Here is a 16,187-nt window from a genome sequence, read left to right on the forward strand (position 1 = left end):
TTCAAATGGATTTAGTGTAATTCAAAAATAGCTTCAACTTCAACAGGAATATTATCGGGTAATGAGCCCATTCCTACGGCACTTCTTACTCCAATTCCATTTTCTTGTCCCCATACTTCAGCAAATAGTTCACTGCAACCATTGATTACATAAGGATGTCTTAAGAAATCAGAGCTACAATTAACCATTCCGAGTACTTTGATGACTCTTTTTACTGCGTTAAGACTATCAAAGTTGGTAACAATAGTAGATAGCATTGTTAGTCCTACTTGTCTTGCTGCTAATTTCCCTTCCTCAATGTCCATGTCGTCCCCAATTCTTCCAATAATTAATGATTTATCATCTCTTACAGGTCCGTGTCCAGATAGGTATAAGTATTTGCCATCTATTAAAAATGGTTTGTATATTCCAAGAGGCATTGGTGCTGGAGGTAACGTTAGGTTAAGCGTCTCAAATTTTTCTTGTGGTAATAAATCCATAGTAGTTAATGTATAAAAGTGTTTAATATAAAAATAAAAATAATTCCAAGAATAGATACAAATGATTCCATTACTGTCCACGATTTAATTGTATCCTTCATACTGGTTCCAAAGTATTCTTTGAACATCCAGAATCCGGGATCATTTACATGTGAGCACATAAGGCTACCTGCACCTATTGAAAGGACTAGTAAATTTGGGTCTAGCCCTTGTAGTTTTAGTAAAGGTAATAATACACCGGCTGTCATTAAACCGGCAGCAGTAGCTGAGCCAACACAAATTCGTATTAATGCAGCAATTAGCCAAGCAAGCAAATAAGGGTGGATGTCTATTTTTATTAAAGAATCAACAATAGTCTGGCTAACACCACTTACCATCATTATTTCTTTTAAACTCCCAGCTCCACCAATTATAAGTATTATCAAGGCAACGTCTTTAATGGCTATTGCATATTCATCCATGATTGTTTTCATGTTTTTACCTGTACGAAGACCTAGTGTATATGTACAAATTATTAATGAGATTAGCATAATAATACTAGGCTCTCCTATTGTTTGACATACTAACTTTACTTGTTCGTCTTTCCAAATTAAAGGAAGTAACGAGGTAATTGTTAAGCCAAAAACAGGGAATAGAGAAGATGTTATACTAGTAAAAAAGCTAGGTTTTGTTGTTAAATTTATAGGTTCTTCTGTTGGGACTATGGCATTCTTATCATTAGATTTAATATTCTTGAGTGTGTTTGAGAATAACAAACCAGCAATAAGAATGGTAGGTATGGAAACTACGATACCGTAAGTTAAAACCAGACCGATATCTGCATTTAATATATTGCTCAACGCCATTGGTGAGGGGTGAGGAGGCAAGAAACCATGTGCTACCGAAAGTGATGCTAGCATTGGAATAGCTATATAAACTTTGGGTAATTTAAATTGATTGGCTACAGAAAATATCAAGGGTACCAAAAGGATAAAACCTACGCTGTAAAATAAAGGTATTCCAACTATAAATCCTGTAATCATTAGGCCTAGGCGAACATATTTCTCACCTGTCCATTGCATCACTGTTTTTGCGATTACAGATGCTGCACCAGAAGTAACGGTAAGTTTACCAATGCAGGTACCAAAAATAATGATTAAGGAAATTGACCCGAGCATATCGCCTAGCCCTTTTTGAACTGTCCCTGTTAATGTTGTTATTGGCAGACCTAATGCGAGGCCTGCCAGTAAAGATGTTATGATAAAGGCAATAAATGGATTGATTTTAAACCATGTTATTTGTAACACTAAAAAAATAATGCATGCCGAAAGAATTATTATGCTCATTTAATTTATTTTACTATTTATCCCACCACATTTTTGTTGTAAATGAATCGCTACCCTGACGTTTTATGGCTTCAGCTAAGTTAGCTGAATTAACTGAATATTCGCCAGTTGGGTATTTGATACGCCTAGGAATTGTTCCGTTTGTTACATTTCCTGGAAAATTAACCGGAACTAATATTGGGTAGCCAGTTCTTCTCCAATTTGAATAAACTTCTTGCTCATCTACAAATAAGGTAATCCAAAATTGGGTATGTATTTGATTCATTTTTTGATCAAATGTGCCACTTGCCATGTATGGATTTTCAGTTAAGTATGGTGTTGCATCCGTTATGGTGTAAGAAATACCATAAATCCCAGCATTTAGAAAAGAGGCTTTTACGGCTTTTTCGTATAAACTCTGATCGCTTTCTCCCGTATACCAACCTCTTAAAGCCGCTTCGGCCAGATATAAATTTGTTTCAGCATTACTAAGTATAATAAGAGGAGAGTCAACTCTTAGAACAGTGCTTTGATTGGGCTCTGAGTAAGTAGCTTGTTCAATTGGAGTTGGTGCTGTTTTAAGCCCATTTGGAAAACCTTTTTGGACTTCTGGATTTGTGTTTTGCACCGTGCCTTGCCAAACGCCAGCATATACGCTAATTCTTGGGTCGTTGGTTGATTTTAATACGTCAATAAAGGTTTTGCTAAGTTTTCCACCTTCATTGTTTGTTTGCCCATACGATCCTTTTGAATAATCAAGTCTTATTGGGTCAAAAGCAGAAGGATTGCGATTAAAATCGTTAGGTCCATTAGTATATTTCATGATAGCATTGTCTGCAGTATTGAGGATTACTCCACCTGTAATTGCTTTGTTTACCCAAGTTTTAGAGAGGGCAGGGTCGACTTTGCTTAATCTCATTCCTAGACGAAGCATTAATGAATAAGAGAATTTTTTCCATTTATTGATATCTCCATCATAAATAAAATCAGCTTTTCCAAAACTAGGTTTGGAAGCGTCCAATGCTAATGCTGCCTCATCTAGTTCTTTTAGTAAGTCTTTGTATATAGACTCTTGGCTGTCATATTTAGGTAGAAAAATATTTTCAGTTCTTGCTTTTGCAGCTTCAGAATAGGGTACATCACCGTATAAATCTGTAAGACGATGATATAGATATGCTCTCCAGATTCTGGCAATGTTTAGCTTATTGCTATCATTCGGATTGTTTTTTAATGTGTTTATGACAATAGTTATCTGATTTATTGAATTTGGATAAGCTTGTGCGAAGTATGCTGAGTAGTAAACTTCATTATCAAGATATTTGTCTCCAACTCCGGAAGCTTCTTTATAGGTTGAATAATGCTGGATCATTTGCCCGGATTGAAGAATTGCTGTGAAAAAATAATTATTATTTAAGCCTTCTAGTTGGGATCTGCTAAAGATAAAATTTGGATTGGGTTTGTCTACTGAGTTTGGATCTGAATTGATTTCTTCAAAATCTTTTGAGCAGGCAGATATAGTTAATATAAGGATGCCTATTATGTATATGGATAGTATCTTTTTCATGTCTTTTAATTTATTGAATCATCATTAAAAATTAGCTTATATTTTAACATTTAAACTTAAACCGAAGCTTCTAGTTTTAGGCACTCCAAATTGTTCTATACCTTGAGCGTTACCTGCACTGAATACAGATTCGGGATCTACATTTGGAGTTTTTTTATAAAGAATGAATAAGTTTCTAGCAACAAATGAAATTGATGCACCTTGTATTTTTGAAAGTCCTTTTATCTTGTTTAGTGGTAACTGATATCCAATGATTATTTGTCTCAGTTTTATAAAACTTGCATCATATATAAAGGTTGATGAAATGTTTCTTAGCCCATCATAATAAGTTCTTAGGTTTTCTGGAGCAATAACCATGTCAACAGGGGCGCCATTTACATCGACACCTTTTATAGGTAATCCATTTTCACGACCATCCAATGTAAGCTTTGTTAATCCCATTCGAGTTCCGTATAAGTCGGTGCCAGAATATAAGCTTCCACCAAATTTACCATCTATAAGGAAGCTAAATGTTAGTGCTTTGTATCTAAATTCATTACTGATTCCTGCTCCCCAAGGATGTACACCTTGACCTAGTTCTTCAAGCGGTCCTCTTGCAATAGTTGCTGAGCCACCACTTACATTGTAGACAGTGTTTCCGTTTGCGTCTTTAAGAGGTTTGTATCCTTTTATTATACTGTAGGGTCTGTTAACGTCACTTGTAATTGTGGCGTAGCCATTTACAGAAGTTGCCATTGTTATAGAGCTCAATTGATCGGTTAAGGCTACTACAGTATTTTTATTGTAAGAGCCGTTTAAGGTGATGTCCCATGAAAAATTTTCTGATTTCATGATTTTTCCATTTATTAAAAGTTCAATACCTCTATTTCTCATCTCGCCAAGATTTAATAGAGACGTGGATGCTCCTGATGCGTTAGAGATTGTAGTTTCTACAATGTCGTTGGTAGTTGCACGATTGTACCATGCAAAATCGATATTCATGCGATTGTTGAAGAATCCTAAATCAGTTCCTATCTCAAATGTGGTTGAAGTTAAAGGGCTTAATGTAGGATTAGGTACTCTTGAACTAGTTGGGCCTTGTAACTGCTGTCCGTTATGCCCGCCTTGTAGCATAGAGTAAGAAGCATTTAATGCATATGGATCTGGAGTCGCTCCTCCTACTTGTGCCCAAGAACTTCTTAATTTGGCAAATGAAATCCAATGAGGCATTGTTACTATTTCCGAAAGGATTAAGCTACTTCCAATAGAAGGGTAGAAGACGCTATTGTTTCCTTTGGAAAGAGTAGAGAACCAATCTTGACGACCTGTAAAGTTTAAAAAGAATACGTTCTTGTAGTCTAAATCTATTGCGCCATAAACAGAGTTGGTTTTTGTTTTTCCGTATGGATAAGTATAGCTTAATGTGGCTAAGTTTGTTAATGAGTAGAAATCATCTAATACAAATCCAGAACCTTCTGCTCTAACTTCGTCTCTTAATGTAGTTCGAGAGTTAACTCCTAATAAGGCAGTTAAGGAAATGTCTTTGTAAATGTTTTTCTTGGTGTAATTAAGTATAGCCTCAGAGTTTATATTGGATAATGTTACTTTTGAGCTTTGAGCATATCCAATTGGATTGTTTAATGTTGTTTTTGGAATGTATCCAAAAAAGTCATAATTAGTATAATCTTGTCCAATACGTCCTTGTAAAAACAAATCGGGTGTGAAATTTAATTTTACGTTCAACATTCCTATGAAACGGTTTTTCGTATCGTTATTTCTGATTTTATTAATTACATATTGAGGGTTAGTTGCTATTGGAACAGGATTCCAAGCTACTTCTTTTCCGTTTTCATCATATCCAGGGGCAAGGTTTCTAATGTCAACCGTATTAGCAATCATATAAGTTCCCCAGTTTGGATTCGCCTCTGCATCAGATACAGTTGGTCGATTGTTTGATTTTTCAATATTATATTGAGTTACTATATCAAATTTTAACCAATCAGTTAAGTTCACATTGCTCGCTAGATTGATTGTTTTGCGGTTAAAGTCAGAGTTGGGAACAATGCTTTCGTTGTCCATATTCGAGAAAGAAAGACGCCCATTAGCGTTTTCAGCACCACCTGTTAATGCAATTGAATTGATATAGGTGGTTCCGGGTCTGTAGAAATTTTTGATGTTGTCTTTTTGCGGGCTATAGGGTCTTTTTACTCCGTCAAATTGTATTACATCTGTTCCGTCCATTTTAGCTCCCCATGACCAGCGTCCTGCATCTACAGCCTCAGCTTGTGTTAGTGGTTTCTTTCCACTAGCACCAGATCCGTATTCGTATTGCCAATCTGGAATTACCGATGGAGTTTCCAATGTAAATGAAGTGTTGTAATCTATTCCTATTCCTTTTTGGGCACCACCTCTTTTGGTTTGTATTAAAATTACTCCATTTGCAGCATTTGCTCCATATAGAGCTGCAGCGGTACCGCCTTTAAGTACTGTTATGGTTTTAATGTCATCGGGGTTTATAAGTGAAGTACCATCACCTCTGTCTACGTTTATTCTTGTTGAATTTGCACCATTACCAATGTTGGGTAAATTAAGTTGTGTGTTGTCTATTGGTAAATCATTTACAACATACATAGGTTGGTTGTTTCCGTTTAATGAACCGTTTCCTCTTATTACAACTCTGCTGGATCCATTTGGACCTGTTGCGGTGCTGCTAACATTTACTCCAGCAATTTTACCAACTAATGCATTGGCTATGTTTGCTTCTTTTGCCTTGTTGAATTCAGATCCTTTTAGTTCGGTTACTGCGTATGTTATGGATTTGCTTACTTTTTTAACTCCTAATGCAGTAACAAAAACTTGGTCCAAAACATTTTCAGATGGTTTTAAGTTTATGGATAATTGAGTTGTACCGTTTATTTTTGATTCGATTGTTTCGTAGCCCATGTAACTAACAATGATATAGTTTTCATTTTCTGGTACACTTAATTTAAAGTTTCCGTTTTCGTCCGAAATTGTTGCTATTTTGTTGTTGCTCTTAGCGTATATAGTTGCTCCGGCAATGGGCATTCCATCATCTTGGCCAATTACTTTACCGCTAATCTCAATTTGGTTGGTATTTTGTTCAATAAAGTGCTTTTTTATTGCAAATTCATGAGCGTTTACTGAAAACATCATTCCTCCGATAAATACTAGGGATAATAACTTTTTTTTCATAATTCACTGGTTTACATTAATTTAATGTTTATTTGGTTTTTGATTAGTATCCAAATATATATAATTAATTTTCATACACGCAATATTTTTGCATTAAATATGCAAAAATATTGCACATTTTTTTTGCATAATGTTTTTTTATTCCCAAAAGACTGATGTTTGTTGAGTTGGGTGTTTTTTTTAAAAGGATAATTTTTAAATTTGAGTTTGATAAAAAAATTAATCTTAAAAAGAGTATTTTTATAATATGAAAATAGCACTAATTCAATCTGCCCTTCATTGGGAAAACCCTGAGAAAAATCGAAATCATTTTGAGCGTGAAATCAATGAAATTAACGAAGCTGTTGATTTGATTGTATTGCCTGAAATGTTTTCTACAGGATTTACGATGAATCCTTCTCAAGTAGCCGAAACTATGAATGGGGAAACCGTTTTGTGGATTAGGTCATTAGCTAAGGCTAAAAAAACAGCAATTACTGGGAGTTTAGTAATTGAAGAGAATGGAAATTTTTATAATAGATTATTGTTTGTTTTTCCTTCGGGAGAATTACAGCATTATGATAAACGTCATTTGTTTACCCTTGCAGGTGAAGATAAAGTGTATACTAAAGGAACACAGAAGTTAATTGTAGATTATCTAGGTTGGAAAATTTGCCCACTTATTTGTTATGATCTTAGATTTCCTGTTTTTTCTAGAAATACTGAGGCTTACGATTTAGTTTTATATGTAGCCAATTGGCCTAAAATAAGAACTAATGCTTGGGATACATTGCTAAAAGCACGCGCTATTGAAAACGTATGTTATTCGATAGGAGTAAATAGAGTGGGTCTTGATTATCATCAATACGAACACATTGGACATTCGCAAGCCATTGATTTTTTAGGAGAATATCTAATTAAACCCCAAGAAGCAGAAGGTGTTTTTATTGTTGAATTGGATAAAGAGATAATGTATGAAACCAGAAAAAAACTTGATTTCCTAAATGATAAGGATCGTTTTGTAATTGAAGGGTTATAAATTATTTCTTTTTATCAGTTTTCTTTTTTTCGGGCTCAGGAGTATAGGGAATGCTTAAGTCGAAAACTTGTTCAACATCCCAGTTGGCTCGAACATCAACTTCTTTTGAGAAATAAATTACCTCTTCGGAATATCTTTTTTCTAGAAAATTTCCTGGGTCGTATTGTTTGTTTTTATTGTCGTCGTAAATAGCACGAAGTGTAAATAATGTTGGTTCTAAGAGGTTGAACTCAATTTTTGTATTGCCTTCGGTATATTCGCTAGCAAAAACTTTTTCTCCTTTTTTATCTGTTAGCTCTATGATTACAGGAAAGCGTTTTACATTCTGTAAATTAAGAGTTAAATTTCCGTAGTCGGCAGTATTTCTTGTGCTTAGATTGTATTTTAGAGTGTCATTCGTTTTTTCATAAAAATCATTCAATGCACCAGGTAAAAGAGTGAATGCATACTTTTCTGCGGGTTCTTTTTTAAAGTCTAAAAATAGTTGTTGATTAAAATCATCGTATTCTATCTTGTAAGGAACAGCAATGGAATCTTTGTTTATTAGTTTTATTTTTGATTCATCAAAACGTACTAAGGGAGTTGCGCTTTCTAATGTAAATCGATCTCTAAAATGTATGATTCCATTTTGTAGTGCGCTAATACGCAAAGTGTCTTTTTTCTGGTCTTTTATTTTAAAAGTGTAATTCTTTTTGTAGCTGTCTTTGTTTATTTCGATTGATAGGGAGTCAGCTTTTAAAGGTTTATACCATATTTGTAAGGAGTCCTTTTTAGGGAATTGTGTAACAATTGAAGATAGAACTTCGGTGTTGTTTTTCAAGACAATCTTAGGTTTTGAGTTCTTGAAGTTTTGCTTACCATCGTATCCTACAACTAATCTGTTTCCTGAAACTTGAGCAGGTTTGTGCGTTTTTAAAGGAAGTACTTCTTTGAATAATTCCAATTCATAAATAGTGTCATTAGGAATTGTAATAGGATGTTTTATGAAACCAATTTTGTCGTCTTTAGGGTTGAATTTATTGTTGTTTCCTTTGTCTTTTAATGCAACTAAAAGATATTTCCCAGCTTTTAAATTTTCTAATCTAAACGTTTTTAAACTGTCTAATGTATTGGTGATATATCGTGGGCTTTCTTTATAAATAACAGAATCCTTATAGGTGTCGTTTACTTCGTAGAGCATTACAGATACAAACGAATCAGCTTCTTTATCATATGCGTCTTTTATTTTTCCGCCTATAGCTAAAGAATCAATATAAGTTCCTGTAGAGAATATATATTTAAATTGGTTGTATGGGTTTCCTTCATTATTATCGGTAATACTTTGTCCAAAATTGAAACTATAAGTAGTATTGGGTTGTAAAGTATCAATTATCTTGATGTTGATGAATTTACTTGCTGTAGTAGGAGTTATAAGAGGCTCGTGTTTCATTGGTGGTGAAATAATCAATTGCTTATTTGCATTTTTTAATTTCACGTACTCATCAAAGGTTAATTTTATAGTGTTTCCTTTAAATTCAGTGCTGAAATTCTCAGGAATGCTAGATTGTAGAGTAGGAGCAATGGTGTCTTTTAATCCGCCAGTTATGCTTCCGCGCTTGGCGCAACTTACCATAAATAAGGTCAATAAAAAGAAAATATATTTTGAGTTGCTCTTCAACATAATGAGTTTTGATTTTGAATCCACAAAATAACAATTATATTTGCTTTAATTGAAATTTTTTATCGAATTATTAGGAGTTATTGTTCTGTTTGAAAATATAAAGAGGTACGCTTTGTTTTTTGTCTGTTTATAGAAAAACATACCTAATTTTATTAATAAAATAAAATGTATTCTTACATTTGACTGAGAATCTAATTTAGAATATTTTGAAACTTCGTGTTATTTTTGGTGTTTTGTTTTTGCTATTGATTTCATGTAATAAGCAAGAAAAGCCAGTTGCCGCTTTTTATTATTGGAAAACTGTTTTTAAATTGTCTGCAGAAGAAAAACAGGTGTTGCAGCAAAATGAGGTCAGTAAGATTTATATTCGATATTTTGATATTGATTTGCATCCTAAAACGCAAGAGCCATTTCCGTTAAGCCCAATTCATTTCGAAAGTAAAACACAAAACTTAGAGATTGTTCCTGTAGTATACATCAAAAATAAAGTGATGTTGAAGAAAGGAATTGATGTAGAAAGTTTGGCTAAAAAAACATTTGATTTTATCGAATTAGTAAATAGTAAGAATGGAATTTCTTGTCAAGAAATTCAAATCGATTGTGATTGGACCTTGGCAAGCAAATCGAATTATTTAAAATTCATTGAATCATTTAAGAGGATTTCTCATAAAAAACTTTCGGCTACAATACGATTGCATCAGGTTAAATATTTTGAAAAAACCAAAATTCCTAATGTTGATTCCGGAGTGTTGATGTATTATAATATGGGGACAATTGCTCCTGATTCACTTAATTCTATTTATGATAGAAGAATAGCACAGCGATATATAAAAAGTTTAAAAAAATATCCATTACCACTTGATTTTGCATTGCCTATTTATTCATGGGTGATTCATATTCGAAATAATAAAGTAATAGGGGTAAAAAGTAAAATAGACATAAGAGAGTTGCAGAATGACACTAATTTTGTGCAAAAGCAAAAGAATTATTTTGCTGTAAAGTATTCAAATTATAAAAAAGACTCTTTTTATAAACAAAATGATGTTTTAAAAGTAGAGGCAATATCTAAAGATGATTTGCTGGAAATGGCTTCCGATTTAGAGGAGAATACAGCTCAATATCCTAAAGAGATTATTTTTTACGACTTAGATGAATTCAATTTAATAAATTATGAAAAAAATATTTTTAAACAAGTTCTTTCTTGTTTCTAGTGGTGTTTTATTATTTGCTTATGGTATAATCTATGCTTGCGGTGGTGGCGATGATTGGGGTATGGGATATAGTTCAAATTTTACTCCAGAAACTTTTGTGGAGAAATCGTATAGACCATTGTTTTTGTCTGGAGAGGTTTTTTATGGAATTGGGTTCGATACCGAACATAATTCTAGATTTAATAATAATATCAAATCAGATTGGAGTGTATATTTAAAAACGAAAGCTGATACTACAACGGTAAATTATTTTTTAATTGGTGATGAGACGCCAAGGTATTCTTATGATAGTGATAAAACTTCAAAATACAAGGATGAAATCACTCAGCTTCATGTGTTTTTCAAGACCAAGAAAAATAATCAGGCCTCTTTAAAATGGGGTAAGAAAATGAATTTGAAAGATGATAAAATAAAGGCTTTTGTCGAATTTTTGTATTTGGCACAAAAAATAGAAACAGTATCAGTTGGAGAGAATTATTGGAGCTATGAGCCTGTTGTTGCTAAAACTTTTAAGGATTTGAAAGTGATTCAGTCTATCGAAAATGTATATAACACGATGTCAGATCCGTTCTTAAAAAACAGGTATTGGTTTCTTACTATGAAAGCTTATTTTTATAGTAGCAATCAACAAAAAGCAATTGCATTTTTTAATAAAACATCAGCGTCGGTTCCAAAAAATGTGTTGTATTATCGAGCGCTTTCGTATGTGGCCGGGATAAATTATCAACAAGGTAAATATTCAGTGTCTAACTATTTATATGCGCAGGTATTTGATAAATGTCCTGAAATGAGGGTTGTTACTGCTTATAGTTTTCGACCTAAAGATGAAAGTGATTGGAATAAGTCGTTGGCAATGGCTAAAAATAACAAAGAAAAAGCAGCACTTTGGGCAATTCATGGATATTATAAGGATGAGGTGCAGGCAATCGGGAAAATTTATGAATTAGATCCTAAAAGCGAACATTTAAACTATTTGCTTACTAGGTTGGTTAATCAGCAAGAGCAAGGTATAAATAATTCGTTTGAAGTAAGTCTTAATGATAATCAGCCATCAAAAAAACAGACAGTTGCAGAAAATAAAGAGACAAATAAAAGCAAAATAGATACAAAAGCATTCGATTTAGTGTCAAAAATTGCTGTGGCGGGAAATACAGAGAAACCTTATTTATGGGATATTGCTTTGGGGTATTTACAAACGCTAAAAAGTGATTTTGTTAAAGCAGATGAGAATTTTGCTAAAGCTGAAAAGACAATGCCTAAAACGGAATTGGCAAATAATCAGCTTAGATTACTTCGATTTGTGAATAATATGAGTAAGATTGAGAAGTTAAATTCGAATAATGAAAAGACGATTCTTAAAGACTTGAATTGGCTGTATAAAGAGCTTCCGAAACGAAATGTAGGTGATTTTCGCTATGAAAATGCTTCTAGTTGGAGTAAAATGTATTTGGCAACTCTTTATAAAGAGCAGAAGAACTATGTAATGGCGGAGTTATTTACTAATAATTCAGCTTATAGTTATGGCTATTGGGGAGAAGGGAACTCTTTTTATGATGTCGAAAAGGATTTGTTAGGAATGAAAGAGTTTTTGGCTAAACCGGATAAAACGGAAATAGAAAAGATAGGAGCTGGTATTTATAACTTGAATTTGAATAATATCAATAATTTTCAGGCTATACAGGCTACATATCAGAATAAAATTCCAGAAGCAATAGCTTTTATGAAGCAAACAGATACATTGCAAAATGCAGTTTTTTACGGAAACCCATTTAATGGAAGTATTAAAGATTGCCATGATTGTGATCATGCTGCATTCCAGAAAAAGAAATATTCTCAGATAGATTTCTTGACGACGATAAAAACCATGCAGGACAAATTGGCTAGCAATGAAGATGTGTATACAAATAGTTTGTTGTTGGGAAATGCATTTTATAATATTACTCATTTTGGAAATGGAAGAAGTTTTTATGAAATTGGTATCGTTGGGTATGGTTCAAGTCCGTATTCATTTAGAGGTTCTATGAAAAAAATGATAACAAATTGTTCGCTTCCTAAAATGTATTATCAAAAAGCATTAGAGGCTGCTACTACAAAAGAGCAAAAAGCAAAATGTATTTATATGTTGGCTAAATGTGAGCGAAATGAATATTATAATAAGAAGTATATTTCGGTAGAAAATTGGTGGAGTGCTACTGATGATAAGGTGAATTTTTTAGCGTGGAATGGTTTTAAAACGTTGAAAAAAGATTATTCGGACACAAAGTATTATCAGGATGTTATTGCTGAATGTGGGTATTTTAATACGTATGTTAATCAGTAAATTGAATTTATTATTTAAAAAATCAAATTGGGATGATGAATAAAATAGAACATATAGGAATTGCAGTTAAAGATTTAGAAGTTTCGAACCTTTTGTTTGAAAAACTTCTAGGGGTTTCTGCTTATAAATCTGAAGCAGTGGAAAGTGAGGGGGTTGTCACTTCGTTTTTTCAAAACGGACCAAATAAAATAGAGCTTTTGGCAGCAACTAGTCCAGATAGTCCTATTGCTAAGTTTCTTGAGAAAAAAGGAGAAGGAATTCATCATATAGCATTTGATGTAACAGATATCGTTGCTGAAGTAGAGCGTCTCAAAAGTGAAGGTTTTGTAGTTTTAAACGAAATTCCTAAAAAGGGAGCCGATAATAAACTCGTTGTTTTCTTGCATCCTAAAAGCACAAATGGGGTTTTGATAGAGTTGTGTCAAGAAATTAAATAATTTTTAAGTGGTTAATGAGAGAATTAGTTACTTAAAAATCAGTTAGTTTTAATTTTAGTTGAATTAATTAATGAAATTAACGTAAAAATCATGTCTAAATATTTGCTACAAACGAAAAATAGTGGTAATATTGCAACCTCAAAACCGGTCCTATAGCTCAGCTGGTTAGAGCACCTGACTCATAATCAGGTGGTCCCTGGTTCGAGCCCAGGTGGGACCACTATTAAAATCAAGCCTTTACAGCAATGTAAGGGCTTTTTTGTTTTCATCAGTACAATATATGTATAACAAATTGCTGACCTCGTAAAGATAGTAAACTTTTCATTCTGTTTCAATTAGCTGTGTTTTTTAGTATTTTTACTTTTCAATTAAAAAATAATTAGCGTTATGGCAAGAATAATTGAAAAAATATTTTTCTTTCTCCATCAACAAGTACAAAAGGTAAATGCTAAAATAGCTTCCAAAAAGGTTTCACTTATTTTAGCCCCGGTATTACCTATTTCGGTAGTTATTCTAAGTACTTTTCAGTTATACAATGGTAATTTTATTTTATTCCATTTAATACTTCTAATTTTAGGAGTAGTTTTTTCATTTTTACTTACGGTATCATCTATGTATTTTTTAAAAGGTGATAATATTTTTAATCGATATAATAGAGAAAAGTCTAATAGTAATTTATCTCAGTTTCAAAATACATCAAAGTCTTCAAACAATATATCTGAAAAAAAAGTAGCTGATTTAATTGAGGCTAATAAAGAGGCAATAAATTACTATTATATTGAATTTAAAAAGATTGAACTATTTAACGATGACACATTATTAATTGACTTTCAAAGTTTTATTGCTAATTGCTTAAAAAACTCTAAGAACAATTATTTTTTTAAATTAGAAATTAGTGCTCAGGAAACACACGGTTTTATCAATGAATTTATGATTCCTTTCTTGATAAAATTAGATTCAAACCGTGTAATTCCTAAAAAAAGTATAGCTTCTCTGTTACAATATAAGAAAGCAGGTAAATATATCCCTGTAAATGAAAAATCATTATCCGATAAGAATAGAATAACCGTTACCCTTTGTCAAAAAAAGGCATACGAAAGTGTTCAAAAAATGTAAATTCTTCGAATTATTATGCGACCAAGTCGCAATTCCACGTTTCATTTAGTTTCATTCCAATAGTTTAGCCTCATAATTCTAAAACAAAAATTATGAACCCACAAAAAATTATTGAACAGTTAAATGAAATTAAAATGATGATTACAAAAGGTAATCAGTTCCAAAAAGAGATTTTTACTATTAAAGATCTCATGAACTATACAGGCTTTTCCGATAGTACGATTCACAAATTATCTGCTAAAAAATTAATCCCTCATAACAAGCCAACCAACGGAGCTTTATTCTTCGATCGAGTTGAAATAGTTGAATGGATTAGAAAGCACAAAGTCTATTCAGATGAGGAAGTTTTGTCTAAATTTTCCAAGCAGTTAAAAAAATAAAAGCATTCCATTCCAACAAATTGCAACGCTTTATTTTAACTCTAATTATGTTGTATCCTCCAAGTATACAATAAAAAACATTGTACAAAATGAAAGAGAAATATTTACGAATAGGAACTTCCTATTTTAAGAAATCCCTGTACCCTTTATCTTCGGGTGATTTTGTGGAAATTTTGGTTATATGGTCTCCGGAATTGATAAGGCAAGATCATGGTAAAAATGTTCTTTCAGAAATTGAAAGATATGATGGTTTCATTTGTATTCCTGAGAACCGCCCTGAATTTTTTTTAAAAAGAATTGAGGATTATTATAATACTTATCATCAAATAAGTAAATCGCCTTGCGAAGGAGAAATAGAAAATACCCTTAGTTTTTTAACTCATATTTTTGGAGAGCAATTGGAATTAGGAATTGACTATCTACAATTGATTTATTTAAGGCCAACTCAAATTCTTCCAATTTTATGTTTAGTGAGTAAAGAACGTAATACAGGTAAGTCTACTTTCTTAAAATGGCTTAAAGAAATATTTGAATACAACCTCACTTTTCTGACCAATAGTGATTTCACCTCAAATTTTAACGCTGATTGGAGTTCCAAACTTTTAATTTGTATTGATGAAGTACTATTTAAGACAGATGAACTAACCGAGCGAATAAAATACCTATCTACCACTAACACTCATAAAACAGAAGCAAAAGGGAAAGATAAAAAAGAAGCATCCTTTTTTGGAAAATTCGTTTTGTGTTCAAACAACGAAACCTCATTTATTAAAATTGATGCGGACGAAATCCGTTTTTGGGTAATAAAGGTTAATAAATTTCAAAAAGAGGATGTTGATATTTTACAAAAACTAACCGATGAAATTCCAGCATTTTTACATTTTTTAATCAATAGAAAACTATCTACTGAAAATCAATCACGAATGTGGTTTACTCCAAATCAGATTAAAACAAAAGCTTTGTTAAAATTAGTCAGGTATAATTCAAATCAAATTGAAAGAGAATTAGTCAATGTTTTATTGAATACAATGGAAAGTTTGGACATTGAAAATTTAGATTTTAGCTTCTCCGACTTATTAAACATTTTAAACAAGTTTAAGATTAGATATGATGCTGCTGAAATAAAAAATATTATACGTAAAAATTGGAAGCTAGAGCAAGCAAAAAATTCAAACCAGTATCAAAAAGTAAGCATCACAAACGACCTTGATTTTTATCAAAACTTAACAAAAGGTCGTTATTATTCGATCACTAGAGATTTTTTATCTGATTATAATGATGAATTGATGACAATGTAGAATTAAGTCAACAACAGTAAGGCTTTTTTTTGTCATCACTTTGTCATCAAAAAATAAAATGATGATAAAAAATGATGACTGAATTTTAAAAGTGATGACATGATGACAAAATGATGACGTGTAAAACGCTGTTATTATTGGGCTGATTGTACTTTGTCATCAATTCATCATTTTTTTTTAATTTTTTAAACCGCCAAAAAATATTGAA

At 32.3% G+C, this 16,187-nt stretch carries 12 protein-coding genes and 1 tRNA gene; 8 read left to right on the forward strand and 5 right to left on the reverse strand.

The features are described 5' to 3' along the window. Positions 1 to 11: 11 nt before the first annotated feature. The 4 genes from LNQ49_RS14010 to LNQ49_RS14025 are packed head-to-tail and all read right to left on the reverse strand — an operon-like array spanning position 12 to position 6,539. A complete protein-coding gene (locus LNQ49_RS14010; protein WP_229989604.1) occupies positions 12 to 479 on the reverse strand; it encodes a RidA family protein in 468 nt (155 codons plus the stop codon). Positions 480 to 484: 5 nt separating this feature from the next. Next, positions 485 to 1,804, reverse strand: coding sequence for a GntP family permease (locus tag LNQ49_RS14015; protein ID WP_229989605.1), 1,320 nt, complete (start codon positions 1,802 to 1,804; stop codon positions 485 to 487). Positions 1,805 to 1,817: 13 nt separating this feature from the next. Further along, the gene (locus LNQ49_RS14020) at positions 1,818 to 3,347 is read right to left on the reverse strand and encodes a SusD/RagB family nutrient-binding outer membrane lipoprotein (protein ID WP_229989607.1); all 1,530 of its coding nucleotides are present in this window, start codon (positions 3,345 to 3,347) and stop codon (positions 1,818 to 1,820) included. A gap of 36 nt (positions 3,348 to 3,383) precedes the next feature. Then, positions 3,384 to 6,539, reverse strand: a complete 3,156-nt coding sequence (locus LNQ49_RS14025) for a SusC/RagA family TonB-linked outer membrane protein (protein WP_229989609.1) — start codon at positions 6,537 to 6,539, stop codon at positions 3,384 to 3,386. 247 nt (positions 6,540 to 6,786) lie between these two features. Between LNQ49_RS14025 and LNQ49_RS14030 the strand changes: the two genes are divergently transcribed. Then, complete coding sequence (locus LNQ49_RS14030) at positions 6,787 to 7,557, forward strand: nitrilase family protein (protein ID WP_229989611.1); 771 nt, start codon at positions 6,787 to 6,789, stop codon at positions 7,555 to 7,557. A 1-nt stretch (position 7,558) separates the two neighbouring features. Here the strand turns inward: LNQ49_RS14030 and LNQ49_RS14035 are convergent, their stop codons facing one another. Then, positions 7,559 to 9,217, reverse strand: a complete 1,659-nt coding sequence (locus LNQ49_RS14035) for an Ig-like domain-containing domain (protein ID WP_229989613.1) — start codon at positions 9,215 to 9,217, stop codon at positions 7,559 to 7,561. A 206-nt stretch (positions 9,218 to 9,423) separates the two neighbouring features. On the opposite strand from LNQ49_RS14035, the gene LNQ49_RS14040 reads away from it, so the two are divergent. The 7 genes from LNQ49_RS14040 (at position 9,424) to LNQ49_RS14070 (ending at position 15,979) form a co-directional block, all read left to right on the forward strand. Next, positions 9,424 to 10,428, forward strand: a complete 1,005-nt coding sequence (locus LNQ49_RS14040; protein WP_229989615.1) for a hypothetical protein — start codon at positions 9,424 to 9,426, stop codon at positions 10,426 to 10,428. After that, positions 10,388 to 12,748, forward strand: a complete 2,361-nt coding sequence (locus LNQ49_RS14045; RefSeq protein ID WP_229989616.1) for a hypothetical protein — start codon at positions 10,388 to 10,390, stop codon at positions 12,746 to 12,748. The genes LNQ49_RS14040 and LNQ49_RS14045 overlap by 41 nt, the downstream gene beginning before the upstream one ends. Before the next feature lie 35 nt (positions 12,749 to 12,783). Beyond that, entirely contained in the window at positions 12,784 to 13,185 is a 402-nt protein-coding gene (mce, locus tag LNQ49_RS14050; protein ID WP_229991337.1) for a methylmalonyl-CoA epimerase, read from the forward strand. A 146-nt stretch (positions 13,186 to 13,331) separates the two neighbouring features. Beyond that, a tRNA-Ile gene (locus tag LNQ49_RS14055) sits at positions 13,332 to 13,405 on the forward strand. Positions 13,406 to 13,572: 167 nt separating this feature from the next. Beyond that, a complete protein-coding gene (locus LNQ49_RS14060) occupies positions 13,573 to 14,301 on the forward strand; it encodes a hypothetical protein (protein WP_229989617.1) in 729 nt (242 codons plus the stop codon). Between the two features lie 92 nt (positions 14,302 to 14,393). Next, complete coding sequence (locus tag LNQ49_RS14065; RefSeq protein ID WP_143376224.1) at positions 14,394 to 14,681, forward strand: helix-turn-helix transcriptional regulator; 288 nt, start codon at positions 14,394 to 14,396, stop codon at positions 14,679 to 14,681. An 89-nt stretch (positions 14,682 to 14,770) separates the two neighbouring features. Next, positions 14,771 to 15,979 carry a primase-helicase family protein gene (locus LNQ49_RS14070; RefSeq protein ID WP_229989618.1) on the forward strand — a complete coding sequence of 403 codons (1,209 nt, stop codon included), beginning with the start codon at positions 14,771 to 14,773 and terminating at the stop codon, positions 15,977 to 15,979. The last annotated feature ends 208 nt before the right edge of the window (positions 15,980 to 16,187 follow it).

It is taken from the genome of Flavobacterium pisciphilum (genome assembly GCF_020905345.1).
Lineage (GTDB): Bacteria > Bacteroidota > Bacteroidia > Flavobacteriales > Flavobacteriaceae > Flavobacterium > Flavobacterium pisciphilum.

What these genes read in the sequence shown, in the direction of transcription:
- LNQ49_RS14010 (WP_229989604.1), bottom strand. Translation starts at nt 479, where the DNA reads ATGGATTTATTACCACAAGAAAAATTTGAGACGCTTAACCTAACGTTA.
- LNQ49_RS14015 (WP_229989605.1), bottom strand. Translation starts at nt 1,804, where the DNA reads ATGAGCATAATAATTCTTTCGGCATGCATTATTTTTTTAGTGTTACAA.
- LNQ49_RS14020 (WP_229989607.1), bottom strand. Translation starts at nt 3,347, where the DNA reads ATGAAAAAGATACTATCCATATACATAATAGGCATCCTTATATTAACT.
- LNQ49_RS14025 (WP_229989609.1), bottom strand. Translation starts at nt 6,539, where the DNA reads ATGAAAAAAAAGTTATTATCCCTAGTATTTATCGGAGGAATGATGTTT.
- LNQ49_RS14030 (WP_229989611.1), top strand. Translation starts at nt 6,787, where the DNA reads ATGAAAATAGCACTAATTCAATCTGCCCTTCATTGGGAAAACCCTGAG.
- LNQ49_RS14035 (WP_229989613.1), bottom strand. Translation starts at nt 9,217, where the DNA reads ATGTTGAAGAGCAACTCAAAATATATTTTCTTTTTATTGACCTTATTT.
- LNQ49_RS14045 (WP_229989616.1), top strand. Translation starts at nt 10,388, where the DNA reads ATGAAAAAAATATTTTTAAACAAGTTCTTTCTTGTTTCTAGTGGTGTT.
- mce (WP_229991337.1), top strand. Translation starts at nt 12,784, where the DNA reads ATGAATAAAATAGAACATATAGGAATTGCAGTTAAAGATTTAGAAGTT.
- LNQ49_RS14060 (WP_229989617.1), top strand. Translation starts at nt 13,573, where the DNA reads ATGGCAAGAATAATTGAAAAAATATTTTTCTTTCTCCATCAACAAGTA.
- LNQ49_RS14065 (WP_143376224.1), top strand. Translation starts at nt 14,394, where the DNA reads ATGAACCCACAAAAAATTATTGAACAGTTAAATGAAATTAAAATGATG.
- LNQ49_RS14070 (WP_229989618.1), top strand. Translation starts at nt 14,771, where the DNA reads ATGAAAGAGAAATATTTACGAATAGGAACTTCCTATTTTAAGAAATCC.